This window comes from Shewanella maritima (assembly GCF_043643735.1).
Lineage (GTDB): Bacteria > Pseudomonadota > Gammaproteobacteria > Enterobacterales > Shewanellaceae > Shewanella > Shewanella maritima_A.
Genome location: NZ_JBHZSM010000001.1, coordinates 492,215 through 514,024, shown reverse-complemented (window position 1 = coordinate 514,024; position 21,810 = coordinate 492,215). Strand labels below are relative to the sequence as shown.

Annotated in this window: 18 protein-coding genes and 1 riboswitch; of the genes, 9 read left to right on the top strand and 9 right to left on the bottom strand. The window is 41.7% G+C overall.

Annotated elements, in window-relative coordinates; translation table 11 throughout:
- Positions 1-8: 8 nt before the first annotated feature.
- The 4 genes from ACHUGF_RS02085 to ACHUGF_RS02070 form a co-directional block, all read right to left on the bottom strand.
- The gene (locus ACHUGF_RS02085; RefSeq protein ID WP_394129110.1) at positions 9-287 is read right to left on the bottom strand and encodes a hypothetical protein; all 279 of its coding nucleotides are present in this window, start codon (positions 285-287) and stop codon (positions 9-11) included.
- 84 nt (positions 288-371) lie between these two features.
- On the bottom strand, positions 372-1,214 hold the full coding sequence (locus ACHUGF_RS02080; protein WP_394129109.1) for an SAM-dependent methyltransferase: 843 nt from the start codon (positions 1,212-1,214) through the stop codon (positions 372-374).
- Positions 1,215-1,452: 238 nt separating this feature from the next.
- A complete protein-coding gene (locus tag ACHUGF_RS02075) occupies positions 1,453-1,998 on the bottom strand; it encodes a GNAT family N-acetyltransferase (RefSeq protein ID WP_394129108.1) in 546 nt (181 codons plus the stop codon).
- The gene (locus ACHUGF_RS02070; RefSeq protein ID WP_394129107.1) at positions 1,995-3,419 is read right to left on the bottom strand and encodes a pepsin-like aspartic protease; all 1,425 of its coding nucleotides are present in this window, start codon (positions 3,417-3,419) and stop codon (positions 1,995-1,997) included. The genes ACHUGF_RS02075 and ACHUGF_RS02070 overlap by 4 nt, the downstream gene beginning before the upstream one ends.
- A 424-nt stretch (positions 3,420-3,843) precedes the next feature.
- Here ACHUGF_RS02070 and ACHUGF_RS02065 point away from each other — a divergent pair, with 424 nt between their 5' ends.
- The 6 genes from ACHUGF_RS02065 to ACHUGF_RS02040 all read left to right on the top strand — a co-directional run bounded on the left by ACHUGF_RS02065 (position 3,844) and on the right by ACHUGF_RS02040 (position 11,681).
- Positions 3,844-4,410 carry a phosphoribosyltransferase gene (locus ACHUGF_RS02065; protein ID WP_394129106.1) on the top strand — a complete coding sequence of 189 codons (567 nt, stop codon included), beginning with the start codon at positions 3,844-3,846 and terminating at the stop codon, positions 4,408-4,410.
- Between the two features lie 198 nt (positions 4,411-4,608).
- Positions 4,609-6,513 (top strand): peptidase U32 family protein, encoded by a 1,905-nt coding sequence (locus tag ACHUGF_RS02060; protein WP_394129136.1) that lies wholly within the window; start codon positions 4,609-4,611, stop codon positions 6,511-6,513.
- Positions 6,514-6,589: 76 nt separating this feature from the next.
- Positions 6,590-6,904 carry a DUF3622 domain-containing protein gene (locus ACHUGF_RS02055; protein ID WP_394129105.1) on the top strand — a complete coding sequence of 105 codons (315 nt, stop codon included), beginning with the start codon at positions 6,590-6,592 and terminating at the stop codon, positions 6,902-6,904.
- Positions 6,905-7,225: 321 nt separating this feature from the next.
- A complete protein-coding gene (locus ACHUGF_RS02050; protein WP_394129104.1) occupies positions 7,226-7,921 on the top strand; it encodes a hypothetical protein in 696 nt (231 codons plus the stop codon).
- Between the two features lie 314 nt (positions 7,922-8,235).
- A riboswitch (cobalamin riboswitch) is annotated at positions 8,236-8,442 on the top strand.
- Between the two features lie 113 nt (positions 8,443-8,555).
- A complete protein-coding gene (locus ACHUGF_RS02045) occupies positions 8,556-10,526 on the top strand; it encodes a TonB-dependent receptor (protein WP_394129103.1) in 1,971 nt (656 codons plus the stop codon).
- 414 nt (positions 10,527-10,940) lie between these two features.
- The gene (locus tag ACHUGF_RS02040; protein WP_394129102.1) at positions 10,941-11,681 is read left to right on the top strand and encodes an HDOD domain-containing protein; all 741 of its coding nucleotides are present in this window, start codon (positions 10,941-10,943) and stop codon (positions 11,679-11,681) included.
- A gap of 50 nt (positions 11,682-11,731) precedes the next feature.
- On the opposite strand, the gene ACHUGF_RS02035 is transcribed toward ACHUGF_RS02040, so the two are convergent.
- Entirely contained in the window at positions 11,732-12,634 is a 903-nt protein-coding gene (locus ACHUGF_RS02035) for a LysR substrate-binding domain-containing protein (RefSeq protein ID WP_394129101.1), read from the bottom strand.
- 946 nt (positions 12,635-13,580) lie between these two features.
- Between ACHUGF_RS02035 and ACHUGF_RS02030 the strand changes: the two genes are divergently transcribed.
- Entirely contained in the window at positions 13,581-13,913 is a 333-nt protein-coding gene (locus tag ACHUGF_RS02030) for a hypothetical protein (protein WP_394129100.1), read from the top strand.
- 96 nt (positions 13,914-14,009) lie between these two features.
- Here the strand turns inward: ACHUGF_RS02030 and queG are convergent, their stop codons facing one another.
- Positions 14,010-15,170 (bottom strand): tRNA epoxyqueuosine(34) reductase QueG, encoded by a 1,161-nt coding sequence (gene queG / locus ACHUGF_RS02025; RefSeq protein WP_394129099.1) that lies wholly within the window; start codon positions 15,168-15,170, stop codon positions 14,010-14,012.
- Between the two features lie 331 nt (positions 15,171-15,501).
- Between queG and ACHUGF_RS02020 the strand changes: the two genes are divergently transcribed.
- The gene (locus ACHUGF_RS02020) at positions 15,502-16,272 is read left to right on the top strand and encodes a substrate-binding periplasmic protein (protein ID WP_394129098.1); all 771 of its coding nucleotides are present in this window, start codon (positions 15,502-15,504) and stop codon (positions 16,270-16,272) included.
- A gap of 385 nt (positions 16,273-16,657) precedes the next feature.
- On the opposite strand, the gene ACHUGF_RS02015 is transcribed toward ACHUGF_RS02020, so the two are convergent.
- Positions 16,658-18,535 (bottom strand): tetratricopeptide repeat-containing diguanylate cyclase, encoded by a 1,878-nt coding sequence (locus tag ACHUGF_RS02015; protein ID WP_394129097.1) that lies wholly within the window; start codon positions 18,533-18,535, stop codon positions 16,658-16,660.
- A 295-nt stretch (positions 18,536-18,830) separates the two neighbouring features.
- Here ACHUGF_RS02015 and ACHUGF_RS02010 point away from each other — a divergent pair, with 295 nt between their 5' ends.
- Positions 18,831-19,262: a DUF3069 domain-containing protein gene (locus tag ACHUGF_RS02010; RefSeq protein WP_394129096.1), complete on the top strand. Its 432-nt coding sequence runs from the start codon at positions 18,831-18,833 to the stop codon at positions 19,260-19,262.
- A gap of 136 nt (positions 19,263-19,398) precedes the next feature.
- On the opposite strand, the gene ACHUGF_RS02005 is transcribed toward ACHUGF_RS02010, so the two are convergent.
- Both ACHUGF_RS02005 and ACHUGF_RS02000 read right to left on the bottom strand, forming a co-directional pair.
- Positions 19,399-21,087 (bottom strand): NAD-dependent malic enzyme, encoded by a 1,689-nt coding sequence (locus ACHUGF_RS02005; protein WP_394129095.1) that lies wholly within the window; start codon positions 21,085-21,087, stop codon positions 19,399-19,401.
- A gap of 233 nt (positions 21,088-21,320) precedes the next feature.
- Complete coding sequence (locus ACHUGF_RS02000; RefSeq protein ID WP_394129094.1) at positions 21,321-21,785, bottom strand: YehS family protein; 465 nt, start codon at positions 21,783-21,785, stop codon at positions 21,321-21,323.
- Positions 21,786-21,810 lie beyond the last annotated feature (25 nt).

The window sequence follows — 21,810 nt, the reverse complement described above, 5'->3', positions numbered from 1 at the left end:
TTATCTAATTATGCACAATGACGAATAGACTGCTCAGAATCTTGCTCTGGCTTTTTGTCTGACTCTTTATCATCTTTTGGTTTCTCGTCTTCAGCAGGTAGCATAAGGCATTGTACATCTGGACAAACATCCAATTGTTTTTCTAGGCTTACGGTATCTTGTTCAAGCAAGGCTTGCTTTAGCGCTGGGCTAATATCCGATGATGCGATTTCACTGGAAAGTTGTTGCTGGGTTTGTAAGTTGGCATCTTGCCCCATACGCTCTAGCAGTTGAATAATATTTGACATGTTTTCTCCTTAAATTAACCACTTTCGTGATTGTTCCTTTGCAAATGCCACTTAACTTTGCAACGTTAAAATACCAGTAATTTGTTAAGCTTTTGCTTGTATTGCTATTGATGACGCATTGTTAGATATCGCATTGGTGTTGTTATCTATGTCGTTTTCAATTTGAGCTAACCTAGCCAATATTTCTTGGTTCTCTTTCATATCGATTGCAGGAGGAATGACCAAGGTAGTATGTTGGTGAATGACCGCATTGGGTAATTCATTCAATGTTAGGGTTTGCTGGCGGACTTTATCTATGGGCAGAACCGCAGCTTCATATAAGGTTACAGCGTGTTCGGGTGGGTAATGCTGCATTAATAACTCCACTAGTAAAGCTCTATGAGCTTGACCTGTGGTTTTGCGGCTGAGGCTGGTATCACCAACAACGCCAATTTGCCATAAGATTAAATAAGCCGATGGGTCTATATTACGGCGATAAAACATAAATTGGCTGGCTTCATAGTGCTGACAGCCCACACGACCAGGATCTATGCCTAAGTCAGCATACAAACAATCTTCAGCAGATATGCCTGGTAGCATTTTTGCGTCAAAGCCTTCTTTTTTGGCTTGTTCAATTGCAACATGGGGCGCCTTGGCAAATACCCCTGGGTGACCATAAAAGGCACCGACCACTTTTTTGCCTAATCTAACTTGTTCAAGCATGACTTCAACCCACTGTTGGTAAGTGGTATTGCGTGACTTTCCTTCCTCATAGAAGCTTTGGAGGCTGCGTACATCGCTGTGCATTTCTTGCAGCCATAATTCAACGATGCCATTGGATACGCCAGAAAACACGACATCAGCATTATCGATGTAGCTTTTGGCAATAGGGGATATATGTGCGCCTAAGGTCATTCCTAGGCCAACACACACTAAGCTTCCATTCATCAGGGTGTCTTCTATATTTTTTGCTAAGGCCGAAAGCCTTACTGCTTGTTATGCTTATTACTTGTCAGGTTAGTTGCTTGCTATGTACTTACTATGTTGATTTATTGCTATGTAATGGCTTGGTGTTCATGTTTGGTTTAAGCACATGACCTTTGTTGCCTTACATGTAAACTCTGTTGCGCACATGTTGTAACAGCTTATTAGGTTAACAGTTATTAAATTGATTTGGCAGTTGTTTTTAGTCATTTTTTTGCTGTAAATAACAGCTTATTTCTTTGTCATCTATTGCTGGTTTTGATTGGGCATGTATGTCTTTTTTGAATACGAAGCCTAACTTACGTGTAATACGGTGTGTAGCAAGGTTAGTTGCATCGTAGTGGGCGTAAATGCGTTTGAATTTAAGCCGATTAAAGCCCATTTCGACTAAGCCTGTGGTTGCTTCTTCTGCAAACATTTTACCGTTTGCTGTTCTCAATAACATCATGCCAATATCGGCAAAGTCTGGTTTGGTCGATTGTGCCATTAAGCTTTGCAGGCCGATGATCTTATGTTGATGGCTAATCGCCCATATCCATTGGCGCTTTATTGGCTGTTGATTATTACTGAGTGCCTTTTCAAATGCGCTGTGAATTTTGCTTTCTGCCAGTGGCGGACAGATTTTTCGCATGGTTTTCGGGTCTGAATATAGACGTTGAAATACATCGAAATCTTGCTGCTCCATTAAGCGCATGCTGAGTCGTTCAGTGGTGAATTGGTAATCCATGGGTGATGTTAACTCTTTCATCCGTGCGCCTGTTTATTCGCCATCGGTTTTTGCTCTGCAAAACGGATCACGCCGGTTTCATGCTCTTCTCGATCAAAAATCACGTAATAGTTGTTAAGTAAGGGCAAACCTACCAGTGTTTGATTGCCCCAGTTCGCCAATTTGCCAATGATTTTAAAGCAGGCCTTGCCTTTGGCTGGGGTGTTGAGTTGCCAATAATCGTGTGGTTTACAGGTTAAGATGATAGGCTCGGGTTCACTTTCTGAGTCAGCTTCAGCGTGATGATCATCGGGTGCTCCTTGACCGTCGCACTCGTGATGGCCTTTAAAGATAAATTGAATGTCAGGCCATTGGCTTAAATCGAGTAAATCAGCATCAATGCCGACATCTTGCGCCCCTAAATCGACAAATGGGGCAATAAGCTTGAGGTAATCTTGCTTTTGAGTGACACCCATTATCCCTTGTTGATGAAGGCTTTCGAGGTTTTGCTTGAGTCCTTCAAACAATACATCTGTCAACATAATGCCGCTGACGCCTGTGTCGACAATGGCGTTTGTTAAGAAATACTCATATTCTGGTTTAAGGGGAGCTGCGTTAATCACATCAAAATTACCCACTTTAATGCCGACTAAGGTGACGTTGTAATGCACATTATGCTCAACTTTAATATGCTTGAATTCACCCTGATATAAGTGTGTTTGTTCTTTGCCGCCGCCTAATATTAGCCAGCCTTGATTGAGCGGGTCTGCTTTTAATTGTGCCGGTGTCGGGTGCGGTGTTGCGTAATGGATACTGGAGCGCTGAGAATAAAAACTGAAGCGATTGGCGCAAAGTCCTTGGGTTTCAAGTTCGGTGAAATAGGGCAAAATATCTTGCTCTGGGTAATCATCGATAAAGTCTTTAAAACGGACCAAATCTTCACTGTTGAAGTGATTATGTGCGTTGTCAGAATCATGGCTGTCTATTGCGCAGATGGAACCGGGTTCAGAAAAAGGCCAAGGGTAAGTGACTGCCGGTTGATGGCCATGTTCTTCAAGGTAGGTTTTTAAATCATAACTTGGGTTTAACTGTCGATAAGCTAGACCGAGAATACCATTGGCATCGCCAAAGGTTTTGCGCTGGCCCAATGATGAAACAACAGCAACAGGGCATTGCTCCATGGTTATGGCTAACACACCGTCACCGATAGTGACGTCAGTATGGATGACTGGACCATCCCAGCCGCCAATACCGTAGATCACTTCCTGCGCTAAACTTGTGGCGGTTAATGATTGATCTTTTTGTGGATGATAAGCCAGCTGTCCCACAACTAATGTGCTACTGCCGGTATCAACAATCAGGTTAACCTCAGCCTGTTGACTACCGATGCGAAGTTTAGCGGTATAGCCCCCTTTGGCGTGAATATTGAGTAAGGGTAGCGCGAGTGGGTGAGTGGTTGTCATTATCGCATTCCGTGCAAATTTATGATTTTAGTGTTCTAAAATGTTGTTTAGCGCTTGTTCTTGTTTAGGTTTGGCTTTTGTTTTGGTTTAGCGAAAGCTTAAGTAAGGCAGGGTAACCTAAATTGAACCTGCTGGCTAAACCAAAGTAACATATCAGAAAAAAGAACGATTCTGTTTATAAATGACCTAAAGAGGTGATTTTTGGTTGTGTTTTGTTAAAAAAGCTATCCACTAAAGCAATAAATCGGCTAACTGCTTATGTCCTGGTTATGTCATCACTATGTCGCTGGCGCTCCCAATAAGGGGTCTTGTGTTAAAAAGCGCCCAAAATTGCAAAATTCTATTCATTTTATTATGTCTGTAGCAGCAAGTTGGTCACTTTTGATATAGAATTCAGCGCAATAAAATCACGGGGGATACATCAATGTCAGATAAACATTATATTAGCGCGCAGCAGTTGCTTGAAGACTCATTCCGTTTAGCAGCTCAAGTGTATGAAAGTGGTTTTAGACCACAGTTCATCGTTGGGATCTGGCGTGGTGGTGCCCCGATTGGTATTGCAGTACAAGAATATTTTGACTTCAAGAAAGTCGATACAGATCACATTGCCGTGCGTACGTCTTCTTACTATGGCATTGGTACTGACAAGCAAGATAAAAATATCAAGGTTCATGGTTTGCATTACATTATTGAAAATGCCAACGCAGATGATGGCTTGTTAATCGTGGATGACGTGTTTGATTCAGGCCGTAGTGTCGATGCGTTGATTGGTAAGCTGAATAAGTTTATGCGTTTAAACACGCCAAAAGACATCCGTATTGCCTGCCCATACTATAAACCTAAAAATACTAAAGTTGGTTTAAAGCCGGATTACTTTATCCATGAATCTGAAGAGTGGCTTGTATTTCCTCATGAAGTTTCTGGGTTAACGGCAGAAGAAATATCTGAAGGTAAGTCTGATTTGAAAAACATTAAAGATTTATTTATCTAATCTGCATATTTTTAAGCCAACTTTACTTTAAAGTTTGCTAAAATGGTGTGATTACACAGTGCGTCAACAAACCATGTTGACGCACTTTTTTGTCTTTTTACGATGAATAAACCTATGGCTTCTGTAGAAACGTTTAATCCTGCAACCTTCCAAACGCCTGCTCAAGAGTCTCGCGAGCTGGATTTGGATAATTCAAAAATGACGCCGACAGCAGACGGCAGTAAACGCCAATTAGAATTGTTGGCGCCTGCGAAAAATGCCGACTATGGTATTGAGGCGATCCGTCATGGTGCCGATGCGGTGTATATTGGCGGCCCAGCATTTGGTGCAAGGCATAATGCCGGTAACAGTGTGCAAGATATTGCCAGATTGGCGCAATTTGCCCACCAATATCATGCGCAAGTGTTTGTCGCGCTCAATACCATTTTAATGGATGATGAATTAGATGCAGCAAAACAGCTAATATGGGATTTATACGATGCCGGTGTTGATGCGCTGATCATTCAAGATATGGGCGTATTGCAATTAGACTTACCCCCCATAGCCATGCATGCCAGTACCCAAATGGATAACCGCACCCCAGAAAAAGCCGTGTTTTTAGAACAAGTGGGTTTTTCTCAGGTGGTACTTGCCCGTGAGCTTAACCTTGCACAAATCAAACAGGTTGCTGACAGTACCAGCATGAAGTTGGAGTACTTTATTCACGGTGCATTATGTGTCAGTTACAGTGGCCTGTGTAACTTAAGCCATGCCTATTCTAACCGCAGTGCTAATCGTGGTGAATGCTCACAAATGTGTCGTTTACCTTGTAATTTATCGACCCGAGAAGGCGATGTGTTAGCTGAGAATCAGCACTTGTTATCGCTAAAGGATAATAACCAGACTGATAATCTAGAAGCCTTGATTGATGCTGGTGTGACGTCATTTAAAATTGAAGGTCGCTTAAAAGACATCACCTATTTGAAGAATGTGACCGCGCATTACCGTCAGCAGTTAGATGCGATTATTGATAAGCGCCAAGACTTAGAGGCCATTTCTCATGGGCGCAGTGAATTTAACTTTACTCCCGACCCAGATAAGAGCTTTAACCGTGGTAAAACGGATTACTTTGTTAACCAACGAACACAAAGCATCGAGCACTTTAGTTCGCCAAAGTTTATTGGTGAAAAGGTTGGACGTATTAAGCGCTTAGGCAAAGATTTTATCGAAATTGATCCGCAAGATGCAGGCAAAGATATTGTTTTTAATAACGGTGATGGCTTGTGTTATTTCGTTGAGCATTTTGAGACCCAACGCTTGTCTGATGATAAATTAGCTGGTGTACGGGTTAATCGTGCCGATGGCAATCTACTGTTTTTCAACGAAATGCCAAAAGGATTAAAGCCCGGTGTGATGATGTTCCGTAACTTTGACCATAAGTTTGAACTGGCATTAAACAAAGATTCGGCCAAACGTAAAATAGCGGTTGATGCGTTGCTAACTGATACACCGTCAGGGTTGGCGTTAACGATGTCAGATCACCATGGCTTTACTGCAACGGTTGAATTAAATTGCGACAAAGAACCCGCCAATGACCAAGCGAAAACGGCAGCTAATTTGAAAAAGCAATTGGCTAAGTTAGGCGCGACAGATTTTGTGTTGCATCAAGCGAATATTCAAACTGAGCAAATGTGGTTTTTGCCTGCTGCTCAAATAAATGAACTGCGCCGAGCAGCCATTGAAAAGCTTACCGCCAACAGACTTGCTGGATACCAACGTCCTTTGCGAGGCGAGTATGATGCTAGCGCAGCATTCCCGCAAAAGTCGTTAAGCTTTTTATCTAATGTCGCAAATGAGCAAGCGCGCTCGTTCTACGAGCAACATGGTGTGATTCAAATTGAAGACACCTATGAGAAAAACAAGATTTTGCATGACGCACCATTAATGGTGACTAAACATTGTCTGCGATTTAGCTTTAATTTATGCCCCAAAGAAGTGGAAGGGATTAAAGCTGAACCTATGTTCTTAGATGTAGGTAAAGATCAACTTAAGTTGGTGTTTGACTGCCAGAAGTGCGAAATGATGATTGTGGGCAAGAACCAAATGGTAAAGCACGCAGAGTAATTGATATTGTCTGCCATGACGTTATTGCTTTATGGCACAACAGCCAACCGCATGTTGGCGTATTTTAGGAATGAGAATGAAACAATCAAAGAAGTACGGTGTTCGCGTTAGCCAAGAAAATGATGGCTGGAAAGCTGAGATCACTCGCAAAATGACAGCGACTAAAACGGTTGTGTCAAAAAGCCAAGATGGTTTTGCCACTGAAGCGGAAGCTAATCAGTGGGGCGAGCAAACGCTACAAGGCTTTATGTCGACGCAAAAAGAGCGTAACGACCGTAAAGCCGCTAAACAGGCCAAGGCTAAGTCAGTTGCCGATGCGATTGCTGCTGAAGCCAGTGTTGATGAAGCTGATGATTTTGAAGATGACCTAGATGATGAAGAGTTAGGCTAATTCAACATTATTATTGAAAAGCGTCAGTTTTTAAACCGCCTTATTTCAGGCGGTTTTTTATTGCTTAATGGTTCAATCTGGGCAGTGACAATATGATAGCAGGACGGTGAACTCGATATGTTTTAGCTACATTTCAGCGTGTAAATCTAACTGGTATGTATTCAAACTTGTTGAGGAAAGGTAAGGGTCTAAGCAAAGTAAGGGGATATTTACAGCTGTTCCATAAAAAAACAGTTTTTTATTCAAGCAGTTCGGGATAGGATATGCTTTAATTACACATTTATAACATTGAAACAGTTGCGCTAAACAAGGACGAAATAGATGAAGACAAACACGGCATTCGCTTTGTGTACAGGGCTTATTTGTCTAAGCCTCTCATCGCCCATTTGCGCAATTGACGCTCAATCCCTTTTCCAGTCTAGTGATATTTATACTCACAAAGTCATTCCTTCTGTCGGTCAAACCGAGGGTGCTGATTCTGTTGCCATGCCTAAAAATGTTCAGCAACTGAGTAAGTTTGCCCGTAAGTTCGGCTTTTTACCCCCTTTGACGTGGAAGCTCGCATTTCATGAGATCCAAGGGGATATGTTCATGGCTGAATTCATTCCTGCTGATGAAAGGCTTAATGATTGGTCAGGTCTTGTGTGTATGCAAGGCTTTAAAGGCATGGCCAATGACATTAGCCCTGAGCGTTTTTTAGATTCGATGGCTGACCGATATCAAGAATTTTGCGAAGGCGATGTTGTGTATGAAAAACTGGGCAGTTCTAAAGTCGATGGTTTAGAAGCGGTACATGGTTTATTAGGTTGTAGCCGTATGCCAAACATTCATCATGCCTCGATAGTTGTTGAACGCAATTTTACTTCTCCGCTCAAGGGCGAGATGGGCTACTTTACAGTGGTGAGTGGTAGCGATGATTTGTACCTTATTCATAAATCGCTGCGCGGCGAAATCTTCTCAAGCGAAACCCCACCTTTAACTAAAGACAACTACCGTCAATTCATGGCGCAAGAGTAGAATTTGTTAGTTCAAAGCCGTTGGCTTATTTCATAAATTAAGTTGCATTGTCCACTTATCTCTTTTTCGTGAGTCCTTTTCAATTAAATCAAATGAGTCAACAATTCAGATTGGATTAACTTCGCAACCACAGAGCAACTTCTCCGATTGCCTTTAATCCTATTCAATTGGTTTACTGACAAAAGTGAAAACAGCGCCTAATGCTTGTTTAGCGTTTAGCGTTAAGTGAATAATACTAACCTTACGCAATCTTTTGTTCTGCGCTTTTCATTTCTTGCTATAATCCCGCGCTGCTGCATTGCAGCAATGACATATAACAGTCAACCTTTGGTGGTGCCGATAACATAGGTTATTGGATAATCGGGAAAACAGTGTAATTCTGTTACTGCCCCCGCAACGGTAAATGGTGAAGTGCAAAGGCGTTTAGACGTGAAAACTGCGCACTGAGTTAATCTTTAGTTTTTAGCACTAAATATTAATACAGCCAAAGTCCGGAGACCGGCCCTTAAGGTGATTTCGATGATTTCGGTGGGCAGATCTCGAAGTGTAAATGTTATTTCCTGTGGCCAAGTCGGTAACAGGGTAATGTTTACGACAACACTGCCCCATTTTTCCTTTTAGGAGTTAAAGGTAAATGGGAACTAAACCAACAGGTGCGGCGATAGCCGTATTCGCTTTGCTGTGCGCTAACAATGTCGCGGCAGTAGAAGTTCAACAAGATTCAACTCAGTCTGCTGAAACTACCATGGAAAATATGGTTGTTATTGGCCGTAATGATGCACAAGCCATTAATATTGCCGCTAATGTCAAAGTGATTGATGCCGTAGATATTGAAATGAGTGGTGCAACTGATCTCGCCGGATTATTACGTAACACAAGCGGTATTCAAGTGTCAGATAATAATTCAGGCCCCGTGTTTGCAATGCGTGGTTTTAGCGCTTCTCAAGCAGCAAATAACACCTTGATACTGGTCGATGGCCGCCGCTTAAATAATATAGACATCTCAGCGCCAAGCTTAGATTCAATTGCGCTAGTGAACATTGAACGCATCGAGCTTCTTTCTGGTAGTGCAGGGGTGTTATACGGCGATCAAGCCGTCGGTGGTGTGATTAATATTATCACTAAAGCGCCGACAGGCAGTGGTGGTGGAATTGAGTTATCTGGCGGTACTTATGATACTTATCAAGGTAAGTTTGACCTTGGTGGTGCCATTAATGAAAACTGGCGTTACTTCTTGGCGGGCAGTTATTTAACCTCTGATAATTACCGTGATAACAATGAGCAGAAAACCGCCAATGTACTTGGCCGCCTGCAGTATCAAGATACAAATCAAGACTTTTACTTTGAGTCGAGCTATTACGATAATGACCGCCAAACCCCTGGTGCGCTGTCTGCTGAACAATTAGCAGAAAATCCACGTCAAGCTAACCCATTCAATGTGGGTGATTTCATGCACGAGAAAACCACGGCGCTACGCAGTGGTTATCAATATCAGCTTAATCAACAATGGTCACTGGGTGTAGATGTCAGTTATGCCGATACTGATACAGACACCGTACAGTGGGGCTCGCCCGGTAAAATTGAGCGTCAATTATTCAGTATTAATCCTAAAGCGGTGGCCAATTACCAATTGGATGCTGGCGAGTTAACCCTTGTGACTGGTGTCGATATTAACTTGGGTAAAGCGGACTTTTTATCCATGTCTCGTAGTAACGAACAAACACAAACCAGTGCTTATGTTCAAGTGACTGCACCATTAACTCAGCAATTATCCTATGTGGTCGGTGGCCGCTATGCCAAGGCTGAAGATGAATTAGTCGATGCCAGTGTATATCCTCAAGGGGTTGAACTTGATCAGAGTGCTCATGCCTTTGAGTTAGGTTTAAATTACCGTCCTAGTGCCGCACATCGTTTTTATGTACGCGCAGATGATAACTTCCGCTTTGCCAAAGTGGATGAACAAGCTTATACCTCACCGGGTACCATTGGCTTAGATCCACAAACAGGTCGTTCTTACGAACTTGGTTGGGATTGGCAGATAAGTAATAGCCAACTTAGCCTTAATGCCTACCGCCTCGATTTAGAAGATGAAATTGTGTTTGACCCAAGTGCTGAAAAGCCGATTGGTGGAGGTTTTGATGGTGCGAATGTTAATGCCGATGCATCTAGACGCTATGGCTTAAATGGTCAGTATGAACTCAGCTTCGCTAAAGATTGGCTATGGGGGCTTGAGTATAATTATATTGATGCCGAATTTGTTGAAGGTAGCAATGAAGGTAAGGCGTTATCTTGGGTGGCCAAACACAGTGGCCGCAGTTTCATCAGTTTTGACTTCAACCAATACTTACAAATGTTTGTTGAAGCCAGCTATACCGGCGAGCGTTACATAGAAGGTGATAATGCCAATGTGGACGAACAGCTAGACAGCTACGTGCTGACGAATCTTGCGCTTAATTATCGCCGTGACAATTGGCAAGGTAGTTTGAGAGTGGACAATCTACTGGATGAAGAGTATATCGGTGCAGGTTACTATTCATCTTGGGGTAATGGTTATTATCCTGGTTCTGGCCGTGAGATTAGGCTAACCGCTGGATACCGCTTCTAAGTTATCATGATGCTCGCTTAAGGCCAGTGACCTAAGGTGACTGGCCTTTTTGTTTTCAGCCCTAAACCACCTACTTCAGTAGGTGGTTATCATCAATTAGGGTTGCCTGTATCTTTGTTTGTATGGCATGCCAGCTTGAGGTTGATTCAGCTATGCTATGATATTTAAAGCACGCAGCAAGCACATTCCTGTGGGCTCGACGAAAACATCCATGTTTTCAACGGCTTTAAATATCATTACTCATAGATGCTACTGAGGCTACAAAATAACTGAAACGCCCCCTTTTAGGGGGCTGAATGAAAGCCACCTTCTTCAGAAGGTGGATTCTATACTTAGCTTTGTTTCTCGATATTGACTTGGCTGCTATCATTATGAATAAATTCAATGCAAAACCATAAAGGAAACACACTTATCATGACGGGTTTGGAGCAAGAGGTTTATCGCAAAGTATCGGCAATTATTGCTGATGAAGAGCATGTTCTGGCTCGTAGTGGTGTACTGACTGCACTCAAAAAAGCGATAGACCAATCCGCTGAGCTTCAAGGTATTACTGAGCTTATTGCTACTGACCCAGCACTTGCTGCTCATCTGTTAATGCGAGCTAATACTGCGCAGAATGCAGGCGTGGTTAAGTCAAAACATCGCACCTTTAAGGATGCCTTAATTAGGTTGGGGAACGACAATCTTTATCGCTATTCACTCGCTTTTTATTTGAAAGCCAATTTGGAGTTACTGCAAGAGCCGTATCGCAGTCTTGTTGAGGGCTATTGGCAATTGAATGAAGATATTACTCAGGCAGTCATGGCAAAGCTTTATTTAGCTAATGAACAAGCTTCTCCTTCCAAGATAGATCCCGATGAGTTACAAACTTTAGCCTTGTTCAGTGTTTTTGACAAAGTGATTGCACTAACCGCATTTGCAAGTTTGAATCAGGTGGTCGAGCGACCATTGTCGTTAAGAATGGTGAAAAGCATTATTGATAAACAGCAGCAACCATTGAGTGTTCAAGCGTTTGATTCATTTGATTTAGATGACGCATTACACCATGAGTTTTGTATTGCGCATAATTTAGAGCAAACCGATAACCCAGATTCGTCAGGCTTACTATTACGGCAAGTTTTAGCAAAGCGGGAGTTATTGATTAACCCCCTCTAAGCTATTTATCCACTGTTTATAGTGAGTTGCGCACTTAAGGTGTCGCTGAGTTAATTAGGACGTTGTAGCTTCAAACCTTCTTGAGCGACTAATTGCAGCCATTTGTGGATGACTTTGCTGTTAGTTGCATCACAACGATAAGCACCAAAAAGTGGTTTCTTTAGCCCTTCATTGCCGAGTTTTATTGCGTGTAAGCCCAATGCTTGTGCCTCGGTAACAGACCAGCTTGGTAAGGTCGTAACACCATCATTACATGCAACACGCTGTAATAGTACATGTGGCAGTTCGCAGTGTTTATGTGCCCCAACAGCAACGCCAGCAGGTTCTAAAAAGTGTTTGTAAATGTCTAATCGAGCCAGATTAGCAGGGTAACTAATGATAGCTTGGTTAGCTAAATCATTTGCGGTTGCCACGGTTTTGCTTGCCAGTGGGTGCTGCTTTGAAACTAATAGCTTAATTTCATAATCAAATAGGTGTTGATAAGACACGGTATGACCAGGAGTCGGTGTTGAGGTTAATACAATATCGAGTTCGCCAGCATCAAGTGCATTCAATGCTTCTGCCCCAGTACGTGTAACGACTTCAATTTGTACTTGTGGCACAGCTTGTTTAAATTGTGCCAGAACAGGTTCAAGCCAACGATAGCCTTGATGTGAGTCAATGGCGAGTTTGAACTGTTGCACTTCTCCCTCTAGACCTCGTTTGAGATCTGACTCTGTCTCAATCACTTTTGGCAAAATCTCTTCTGCTAGATTAAGTAAGCGCGAGCCTTCATGTGTAAAGGTGAGTGGTTTGCTTTTACGTACAAAAATGGCCGAATTGATGCGGGTCTCTAACTCTTTAATTTGGTGAGATAGTGCCGATTGCGTTACAAAACGCTTTTTGGCTGCACCAGCTAAACTACCACTTTCTTTCAATGCCACTAAAGTGCGAAGGTGTCTAAGCTCTATCATACATCTCTCCAAATGAACTATTCACAATACCTGTTGAATCCTATCCCATAGCGTAAATCAGACTATCACAATAAACTTCTGGACGTCCAGACGCCTTGTAGTTTTTTTACGGGAAAGTTTGACACTTCTGAATTCTGTTAAGCAAACAGTACTAAAATTACATTAATCGCTCGAAAGCTGAACGATTACTACATTGAATTATTATGTGAAACTTGCCTAAAGTGAGTCTTTATTATGCAGCACTCTGCAATTCAAGACTATGAGACTAAAGCCAAACAAGGTGCTGGGCACTGATATGGAGACGTCTTTGCTCTGATGAATTCATGATATGTGTGTCAGAGTGTCGTGAAGTACATATCATCAATTTAGCGTTAATTAACTATTTTTAATACTATTTTTAGTCTTAATATACTGTTTATGTGGTTTTCAATTGAGTTGATATTAAGCTGGCCTCGAAGCTGAGAATCAGGAAGTTGTTCTGTATAGGCTTACATTCATTCTGTAACTGTTAGCTGAGTTGTTAAATCAAGTGCTGGGGATGTGTGTTTTGTTTACATTCGCAACGATGAAGCAAAATTACAAGGTGTGAGGTTTAGCACGCTTTTTATGAGAATAGTTTAGTGGATCAAAAATTAGTGACTCCAAATAATATTCTGCTTTTCTTTTTGCCTGGTTGACAGTTAAATATAACCTGTGTAGGTAGACGACCTTACGTCCATAACTGGTCGCACTGTAAGAATACTCAATTGGTTACGTAACAATACGACTGAGTTTTTGTAAGCGTAATGGTGTTGAAATAAACGTCGAGGTTGAAGGTGGAGAGCAGCTTTTTCACCCCTGAAACAAACGTTCCTACTTTGACATAACGCTTTAATGAGCGAAGAAACCTCATTGAGCAGCAATTATTGCTAATTTTATTACATTCAATTAAAAAGGGGGAGGGGAAATGAAGTTCAAGCAACTATTGAAACCTTGGTTTGTTCTCTTAGTTTTTGCTATGAGTGTACAGATCCCGGTATTAGTACAATTGTCACCGTCTTTAGGTATGGTGGCGAAAAAGGTTGAGTATATCGATTATACTTTGCAGGGCTCTGAAACGATTCCACATCTTCACTGTGCAGATGTAGGCCAAGCGGTTCAAAACTGCATGTATGAGCCTAATTTTTTACCGCTTACTTTGTGGATATTCATTCTGCCTTTATTTCCACTCACTATTAAGATGATATATCAGGTGCTAAAACTGCCTAGATTACCGAGACCCAGAGCGATTGCTCATTGAAAGCGTCAATAAAAAAGTGAGCATAAATGCTCACTTTTTTGTTTTAGGTTTTTTGCATGCTTCTATTATCCATCAACTCACTGAGTTGCAAAAAACTTAAGCGTCCCTGACTAACCCTTTTTCTACTGCGCGGATCACTCGTTGTGTTAGGCGGCTTGCTTGATACTGTGTGGTTAACTGTTTATTCAAAGCCCAGTCAATATGTTCAATGACGATGTCATCTACGTCATCGGATTGCCTTTTAGTTTGCAAAGCTTGCACTATGTCATCACTAAAAGGTGCGTTCCCCAAAGCAACTGCAATATTTCTTAACCAGCGTTTATGGCCGATACGCCTGATCGGTGAGCCTTGGGTTGTCTTGAGAAAATATGCTTCGCTCCAGTCAAATAAGCTTAATAATTGCGGTTGTACTAGATTTTCTCGGGTATGAAAATCGGACTCTTTTGTCAGTGGAGCATGACGATTTATCGGGCAAACGAGCTGGCAGTCATCACATCCATAAATTCGATTGCCAATGGCATCCCGAAACTCAACAGGGATAGCACCTTGTAGCTCTATCGTGAGATAAGAAATACAACGACGACCATCGACAATGCCATCTTCTACGATAGCTTGAGTTGGACAGGACTTAATACAGGCAACGCAGCTACCGCATTGCTGTGCAATAGGAATATCGACAGGTAAGGGAATATCGACTAATAATTCACCTAAGAAAAACCAGCTGCCAGCCTCGGGGTTAAGTAAAAGCGAATGTTTCCCTGTCCAGCCGATGCCTGATTTGTCGGCGAGTTGTCGTTCAAGTATTGGTGCTGAGTCGACAAAGGGTCTGAAGTTATGCTCCACAGAACCATGTTGCTTGCAATATTCACCGATTTTGTCGCCAAGCTTTTTTAATCGTTGCCTGAGTAGTTTGTGGTAGTCCCGTCCGCCTGCATATCGTGAGATATAACCTAGGTTTGGGTCAGATAAATTACTGGCAAACCCTGCACTGGGCGGCAAGTAATCCATTCGAGCGGTCACGACTCTCACTGTGCCTGGGTGTAACTCAGCAGGCCTCGCTCGCATCATACCGTGGTTAGCCATGTAGCTCATTTCACCGTGATAGCCGTTATCTAACCACGATTGAAGTGCAGCCTCATGTTCACTTAAGTCTATATCGCATATGCCAATTTCGGAAAAACCTAGATCCTTACCCCATTGTTTAATTTCACGGGCAAGCTGGCAAAGTTCAGTTACACTTAAGTATGAGGTTGTCATGGTTGATTGGTACTTCAGTATGCCTAATGAGTGCATTAATCGGAGTGAGCAAGGTGTAAATTATACCCTGATTTATACTATTCATCACCTTTATCAGCCTTTGTTATGTTGAGCTTATGGATAGGTCGCTCAGGTTTCACTGTTAAAAACTCAGGCTTTGCAGCTGGCCATTCAAGTTTCTTTGCCGGCCTTTCGGTCGCAGTGGCAGCAAAGATACAACTACGAAACTAAGCAGTTAAGTCGCTATAGAACTGCAAGACTAAGCCGCTAGGGGCTGGCATTATCCATAGTCACATATTGATTCTATGTTGCGGTGAATTAGAGGGGCACATTGAAAAATTTACTTTGGGTTAGTTTATTATTTTGCTTTTACTTGCCTCATGCTCAGGCACAAGTTAATCAAGATGTGATGGTGCTGGCTGAAGAGTGGCCACCGATAAGTTTTATTGAAGATGATCATCATAAAGGCTACGCGGTCGAGCTTGTCGAACAACTTCAATCGCGTTTGGGCGAACAAGGTAAAGTGATATTCCTCCCATGGGCAAGGGCGCAGCAAATTGGCCGAAGTAAACCCAATACTTTAATCGTTGCCATGGCTAAAAATAATGTCAGGCTGCAGCATCATATTTTTTTAGGTCCCATTGCTCAAGGTAATATGATATTGCTTACTCGGGCCGATAATGATACTTCGTTTAACTCGTTAGAGCAGGTTAAACAGCTAGGCACTATTGGTGTGTATCGAGATGGTGCTTGTGAGCACTATCTGAGAGAAAATGGCTTTACCGATTTATCCGTCGCAAGCTTTCCTAAGCAAACACTGCAACAATTGATTAAGTCTCGAATTCGTTTTTGGTGTCAGGCTGATCTGGGGATCCATTACACGTTTAAAAAACTGGGTGAAGACCCTACTCAGGTTAAGTCTGCCCTTCATATAAAGCCGCTGGTACTGTACTTTGCTTTTTCTAAAAGTACATCATCACAAGTTGTTCAGAAGTGGCATCAGGCTTTAAGCGAGTATAAAACCACAGAAGATTATCGACATTTGTACAAAAAATGGTTTAATGACAACCCTGTGCCCATGAACACTCAGGTTTATCAATAGTGAAATAGCCTTGTTTAACAAGGCTAAATAAAAAAGGAATGAAGTTTGGTAATACTCATGACTATCAATGACATCAAGTGGCCATGTGAATTTAAACAAGAAATTTAGCAACAATGGATTAATGATATTGTCACGCTATTCAGGGCTATTACTATGCAATGCCACTAGAGCAAACTCTCTTTTTTAAGTTTCTTAATCAATTTCCGCAACAGGTGAAACGTAGCGTGACTAATGACAGCAATACGGTAAATTACTTGTCTTAAATTGCCGTTTTAGCTCACTTACAAACAATTATCTCCGCATGTAGTATTGTGACTACTTTTGCGGGGATATTGGTATTTAATGGCTGCTTTTTAAGCGATAAGCTATCAGCATAAATTAAGTGTTAAACCTGCTTCACACAGTTACGACCAGCGGCCTTTGCTGAATATAAGGCTTCATCAACTTTCAATAACAAGGGGGATAATTGTTCTTCATTGTCGTATTCACTGACCCCAGCACTAATCGTTTGCTGCAGTCTTGGGTCGATTTGCTGCCAGTCATATTGAGCAATTCTATCCACTAAGCGGTGAGCTATTTCGACTGCGGTAACCTTGTTGATATTAGGCAGTAGAACAAGGAACTCTTCACCACCAACGCGACCAACGACATCTGAATCACGCATCATGGTTCTTGTAAGTTCAGCAAGCTTCACTAATACGATATCACCTACTTCATGGCCTAGTTGGTCGTTGACCTTCTTGAAATGATCGGCGTCAAAGGAGATTACCGAGAAGGACTTCTGGTTTACTTTAGCTTGTTTGAGAAATAGGTTGGCTTGGTTATAGGTATCACGGCGGTTAGACAAACCAGTGAGTTCATCTGTAAGAGCTAGATGCCTAAAGGTGCGCTTTCTTAGCAGCTGCTTATAAGCAAATATAGAGACAAAGATTAAAATCACAATACTGAGTACGATAACTGCTATTTGCAGTAGATCATTGCGTTGCATGATTTCAATTTGTTGCTCTTTGATTTTTGCGGATTCAATCAACAACTCATTTTCATTTTTTATTTTGTTGGTATCGAAACGCGCTTGCATTTCGGCATTTCGTTCAGCAATGTTTTTCTTATCCATTTCAAGATGTAGATCAACAAATTGGCTTAGCTGCTGGTAAGCTTGCTGCCAATGCTGTTTAGCTCGCAAAATATCACTTTTTAACTTGTATGATTCACTGATCCCACGTTCGTTATTACTGGTGTTAAAATGATTGATTGCAAGGTCGGCATTCATTAATGCTGCGGTGAAGTCTTGTTCATTTTCATAAACATAGGCTAGGTACATATACAGATAACTTAAGCTCGAATCATAATCATCTGGTAATATATTACGGGCATCGAGCAGTAGGCTTTTGGCCTGAGCGAATTGTCCAAGTTTAATCTGACTCCCCGCCATACTCACTGTCATATCGGCTGCCATTTCAGGCGAGTCATTTTTTAGCCAAAACTGACGGCTTTTATCGAATCGGGTAATCGCCTCTTGGTATTGGCCTAGCTCTTCTAATGAAAAACCAATCTGCGTACTAACCTCATTAGCGTCATATTGTTGGTTATTTTCAAGATAATGGGATTCAAGCTGCTTTTGATATTTTAATGCCGTAACAGGATCACCAAATCTACGATACGTTGCTGCAAGCTCTGATAAATTGTAGGTTTTCCAGTAAGGTGCATTGAGTGATTCATATAACTGTTGAGCAGTAATCAAGTCTTCTAATGCTGCACTATAACTGCCCTGATAAGAATACATGGTACCGCGTATGCTGCGACCGTCGGCAATCAAGCGAGCATTTTCTAATTGATAAGCACTGTTGATCCCTAGTTCCAGATCTGCAAAGGCTTCATCCATGTTTGAGTTGAGTTGGTTGAACCAACCACGGCATAAATGCAGGTCAGCTAGAATTGGCGAAGGAAAAGGGTCAGAATATAATAAAATTTGCTTACTCGCGTGTGCGATAGCGGCATTGATTTCTTCTGTTGTGTTGTTGTCTTGATACCAGCATTGAATACGTACAACTTGTTTGTGTCTTTCTGTGTCATTTACCTGAACCAGCATTTTAAGCTCATCAAGTAACACCTTATCGTTGTCTTCTACTAACCCCTGGTAAAACAATTCAATTAGCTCATCTGCGCGTGCTTGATTAGCAGGAGAAGCGAAGGTGACACTCATTGATATAATGTAAAAGGCTAAGATACTGGCCTGAAGTAATCGTATGTGAATGTTGAGCAAATTGACTTCTCTTTTCTTGGCAGCCTGTATGAAACCACGAAAAATCAGTGATAGCAGCTGGGTGTGTATTTGTATTTTTATAATTATAAAGTATAGCCTCATTGGTTAATAACATGAAGTTAAATTCCTTATCTTTTGCGTGTCAATTGTATAAGTGTGTATCGCCGTGGTGTATCGCAATTTTGATGAAATGCAGCCGATTAAATTGAAGTTAATGTATAATGCTGCCTAATTAACAGAAACGCGTTTTCTTGAATAATATTTACTTGCCTATGCAAGATTGAGAGATAGTTAAATGACTGATAAAAAACAACAATATATCGACACAGCTAAGCAAGTTGCCTATAACGTATCTAATAAAGTGTTACCAATGGAAAAAATGCCAGCGACGCTTTTAGAGGCATACGAAGGCTTATTTGCAGAGTTGATTGCCGATAAAGCCTCAGCGTTTGAGCAGGCTTGGAATGCCTTACCCGCGAGTGCGCAGAAACTGTTTAGTCAGGCTGAGTTCCACGGATTTTACATTGCAAATGCTTGGATGCAACTCAGCCGTGTAGCACAAGAAATAGCAGATAGTGCTGACACTGAAGAAGAAATGAATGACAATCAATATGATGGGGTATTCGGCCGTCTAGCTGAAGCCTCATTAAAAGAAAGTTTGCGTAAATTGAAAAAAGCTCGCACAGATCGCGCTTTATTTAACAGTATCAAGCAGGTGATGCAGTAGGTAACCGCAGTATTGTGGTTTGATTGTTAACCATCATAGGCAATGTAAGTTATTTTGCAGTTGTTGAGCTATAACGAACAAATATGACCAATAAAAAAGAGCCAAATCGGCTCTTTTTTGCTTGTGGTGAAATAGCTTAAAACGAAGTACGTTTATAACGGCGATACTCAGGTTCCCAGAAGTTATCTTCGATAGCTTGCTTGAGTAATTCTTCATCTTTTGGCAGAGCAAGACCTTGCTCAATAGCGACTTTTGCTACTGCCAATGCAATGTATTTGCTGACTTGTTGGATGTCTTCAAGATTTGGCAGTAAAGAACCTTCACCGGTTTTACCCAGCGGCGAGCACTCAGCCAATGCTCGGCTAGAAGCCATTAGCATTTCATCAGATACACGTGTGGCCCCACAAGAAAGTACGCCTAAGCCAATACCTGGGAAAATAAATGAGTTGTTACATTGAGCTATTTCAAATGTTTGCTCATTGACAACCACAGGTTCAAAAGGACTGCCGGTGGCGACTAATGCCTGACCATTGGTCCAATGTAAAATGTCTTTTGGCTTAGCTTCAACTCGGCTGGTCGGGTTTGACAATGGGAATACAATTGGTCGTTCACAATGGCTATGCATTGCACGGATCACTTCTTCGGTAAATAATCCTGGTGCGCCAGACACACCGATTAATACTGTCGGTTTAGCGTTATTAATCACATCCAATAACGACACATGATCTGAGTAATTGTCCCACTTCTCAATATCGTCAGTTTTCTGAGTCAATTTTTGCTGGAACGGCAATAATGTTGGCATTGAATCTAATAACAAGCCCCAGCGGTCGACCATAAATACTTGTGAGCGTGCTTGTTGTTCTGAAATACCTTCAGCAATCATCTGCGAAATAATCGCTTCAGCAATACCGCAACCTGCGCTACCCGCACCCAGAAATGCAATACGTTGCTTAGATAGCTGAGTATTGGCCGCTTTACAAGCCGCTAATAATGAGCCAACTGTTACCGCTGCTGTACCTTGAATATCATCATTGAAGGTACAGTATTTGTCTTTATAACGCTCAAGCAATGGCATGGCATTTTTCTGAGCAAAATCTTCAAATTGGATTAATGCATCAGGCCAGCGGCGATGCACGGCCTGCATAAATTCTTCGACAAAGGCGTCGTATTCTTCACCCACAATGCGTTGGTGCGGCCAACCCATGTAAAGCGGATCTTCAAGAAGCTGAGGGTTATCAGTACCCACATCTAAGGTGACGGCTAGGCAGTATGCTGGACTGATCCCGCCACAGCTTGTATAGAGTGAAAGTTTACCAATCGGTATCCCCATGCCGCCAATACCTTGGTCACCCAGTCCGAGAATGCGCTCACCATCGGTAACAACAATCACTTTCACTTTATGACGGGTAGAGTTGTTGAGAATGTCATCAATACGGTCTTTATTTGGGTAAGAAATAAATAGCCCACGGTTACGACGATAGTCTTTTGAGAAACGCTCACAAGCTAACCCAACGGTTGGGGTATAAATGATAGGCATCATTTCACTAATGTGATTACGTACTAAACGGTAAAATAGCGTTTCGTTGGTGTCCTGAATGTTTCTTAAGTAAATATGCTTGTCCAGACCATTATTGAAACTGGTGTATTGCAAATAGGCACGTTCAGCTTGTTCCTCAATGGTTTCAATTTCCCATGGGATTAAACCTTCAAGATTAAAGAAAATACGTTCTTCTTCAGAAAATGCTGTGCCTTTATTTAGGAGAGGAGACTCAAGAATGGCTGGGCCAGCAAAAGGAAGATAGAGGGGGCGTTTGTTATCGTCCATGGGGGAACCTTACTGTTTAGTATTATCGATTTGTTGGGTTCTTAAAAGCGGTCGTAGATTACCATGTTTGTTGTATATTGTGGTCTGTTAAGTGAGCTATTTCACGTTTTTTTGTAAAAACTTTAAACACATTGGCGCAAATAACAAAAAACGCAGCTTTGGCTGCGTTTTTTTACGGTATTCAACTCAATTTATTGAGTCGGACTTGTTTTAAACAAGATTATTGCGATGGGTTACACACCACGGTGTTTTTTCGACAGGCCTTGCAAGAAGTTACGTAAAAACTGATCGCCACAAGGTTTGAAGTTTTTGTGGTTAGGGTTTCTAAATAGCGCACCTAATTCAGACTTTGTTGAATTAAATTCTGCCAACTTCAAAATGGCGATGATGTCATCTTCGCGAAGCTCTAGTGCAACACGTAACTTTTTGAATATTAAGTTGTTGTTTAAGCTTTTAACTGGCGCTGGTACATCTGTACCCGGCTTTAAGCCACGGTTATTAATGATTAACCCATCTAAAAACTGGCACATTAATAAATCATTACAAGCTTGGTAATCGCTATCGTCTTCTTTTTTCAGTAAGGCGATTACCTCCTCAGTAGTCACTGATTTATTAGCTTTGGCAAAAATATCGACCATTTTGGCATTTGAGAAATCGAATACAAAACGGATACGACGAAGAATATCGTTATTTAACATAGGTCTCTTTACGCGGCTGCGAAGC

Bases quoted from the DNA above. Each gene is read 5' to 3' on its own strand.
- ACHUGF_RS02085 (WP_394129110.1), bottom strand. From the start codon at position 287: ATGTCAAATATTATTCAACTGCTAGAGCGTATGGGGCAAGATGCCAAC.
- ACHUGF_RS02080 (WP_394129109.1), bottom strand. From the start codon at position 1,214: ATGAATGGAAGCTTAGTGTGTGTTGGCCTAGGAATGACCTTAGGCGCA.
- ACHUGF_RS02075 (WP_394129108.1), bottom strand. From the start codon at position 1,998: ATGAAAGAGTTAACATCACCCATGGATTACCAATTCACCACTGAACGA.
- ACHUGF_RS02070 (WP_394129107.1), bottom strand. From the start codon at position 3,419: ATGACAACCACTCACCCACTCGCGCTACCCTTACTCAATATTCACGCC.
- ACHUGF_RS02065 (WP_394129106.1), top strand. From the start codon at position 3,844: ATGTCAGATAAACATTATATTAGCGCGCAGCAGTTGCTTGAAGACTCA.
- ACHUGF_RS02060 (WP_394129136.1), top strand. From the start codon at position 4,609: ATGACGCCGACAGCAGACGGCAGTAAACGCCAATTAGAATTGTTGGCG.
- ACHUGF_RS02055 (WP_394129105.1), top strand. From the start codon at position 6,590: ATGAAACAATCAAAGAAGTACGGTGTTCGCGTTAGCCAAGAAAATGAT.
- ACHUGF_RS02050 (WP_394129104.1), top strand. From the start codon at position 7,226: ATGAAGACAAACACGGCATTCGCTTTGTGTACAGGGCTTATTTGTCTA.
- ACHUGF_RS02045 (WP_394129103.1), top strand. From the start codon at position 8,556: ATGGGAACTAAACCAACAGGTGCGGCGATAGCCGTATTCGCTTTGCTG.
- ACHUGF_RS02040 (WP_394129102.1), top strand. From the start codon at position 10,941: ATGACGGGTTTGGAGCAAGAGGTTTATCGCAAAGTATCGGCAATTATT.
- ACHUGF_RS02035 (WP_394129101.1), bottom strand. From the start codon at position 12,634: ATGATAGAGCTTAGACACCTTCGCACTTTAGTGGCATTGAAAGAAAGT.
- ACHUGF_RS02030 (WP_394129100.1), top strand. From the start codon at position 13,581: ATGAAGTTCAAGCAACTATTGAAACCTTGGTTTGTTCTCTTAGTTTTT.
- queG (WP_394129099.1), bottom strand. From the start codon at position 15,170: ATGACAACCTCATACTTAAGTGTAACTGAACTTTGCCAGCTTGCCCGT.
- ACHUGF_RS02010 (WP_394129096.1), top strand. From the start codon at position 18,831: ATGACTGATAAAAAACAACAATATATCGACACAGCTAAGCAAGTTGCC.
- ACHUGF_RS02005 (WP_394129095.1), bottom strand. From the start codon at position 21,087: ATGGACGATAACAAACGCCCCCTCTATCTTCCTTTTGCTGGCCCAGCC.
- ACHUGF_RS02000 (WP_394129094.1), bottom strand. From the start codon at position 21,785: ATGTTAAATAACGATATTCTTCGTCGTATCCGTTTTGTATTCGATTTC.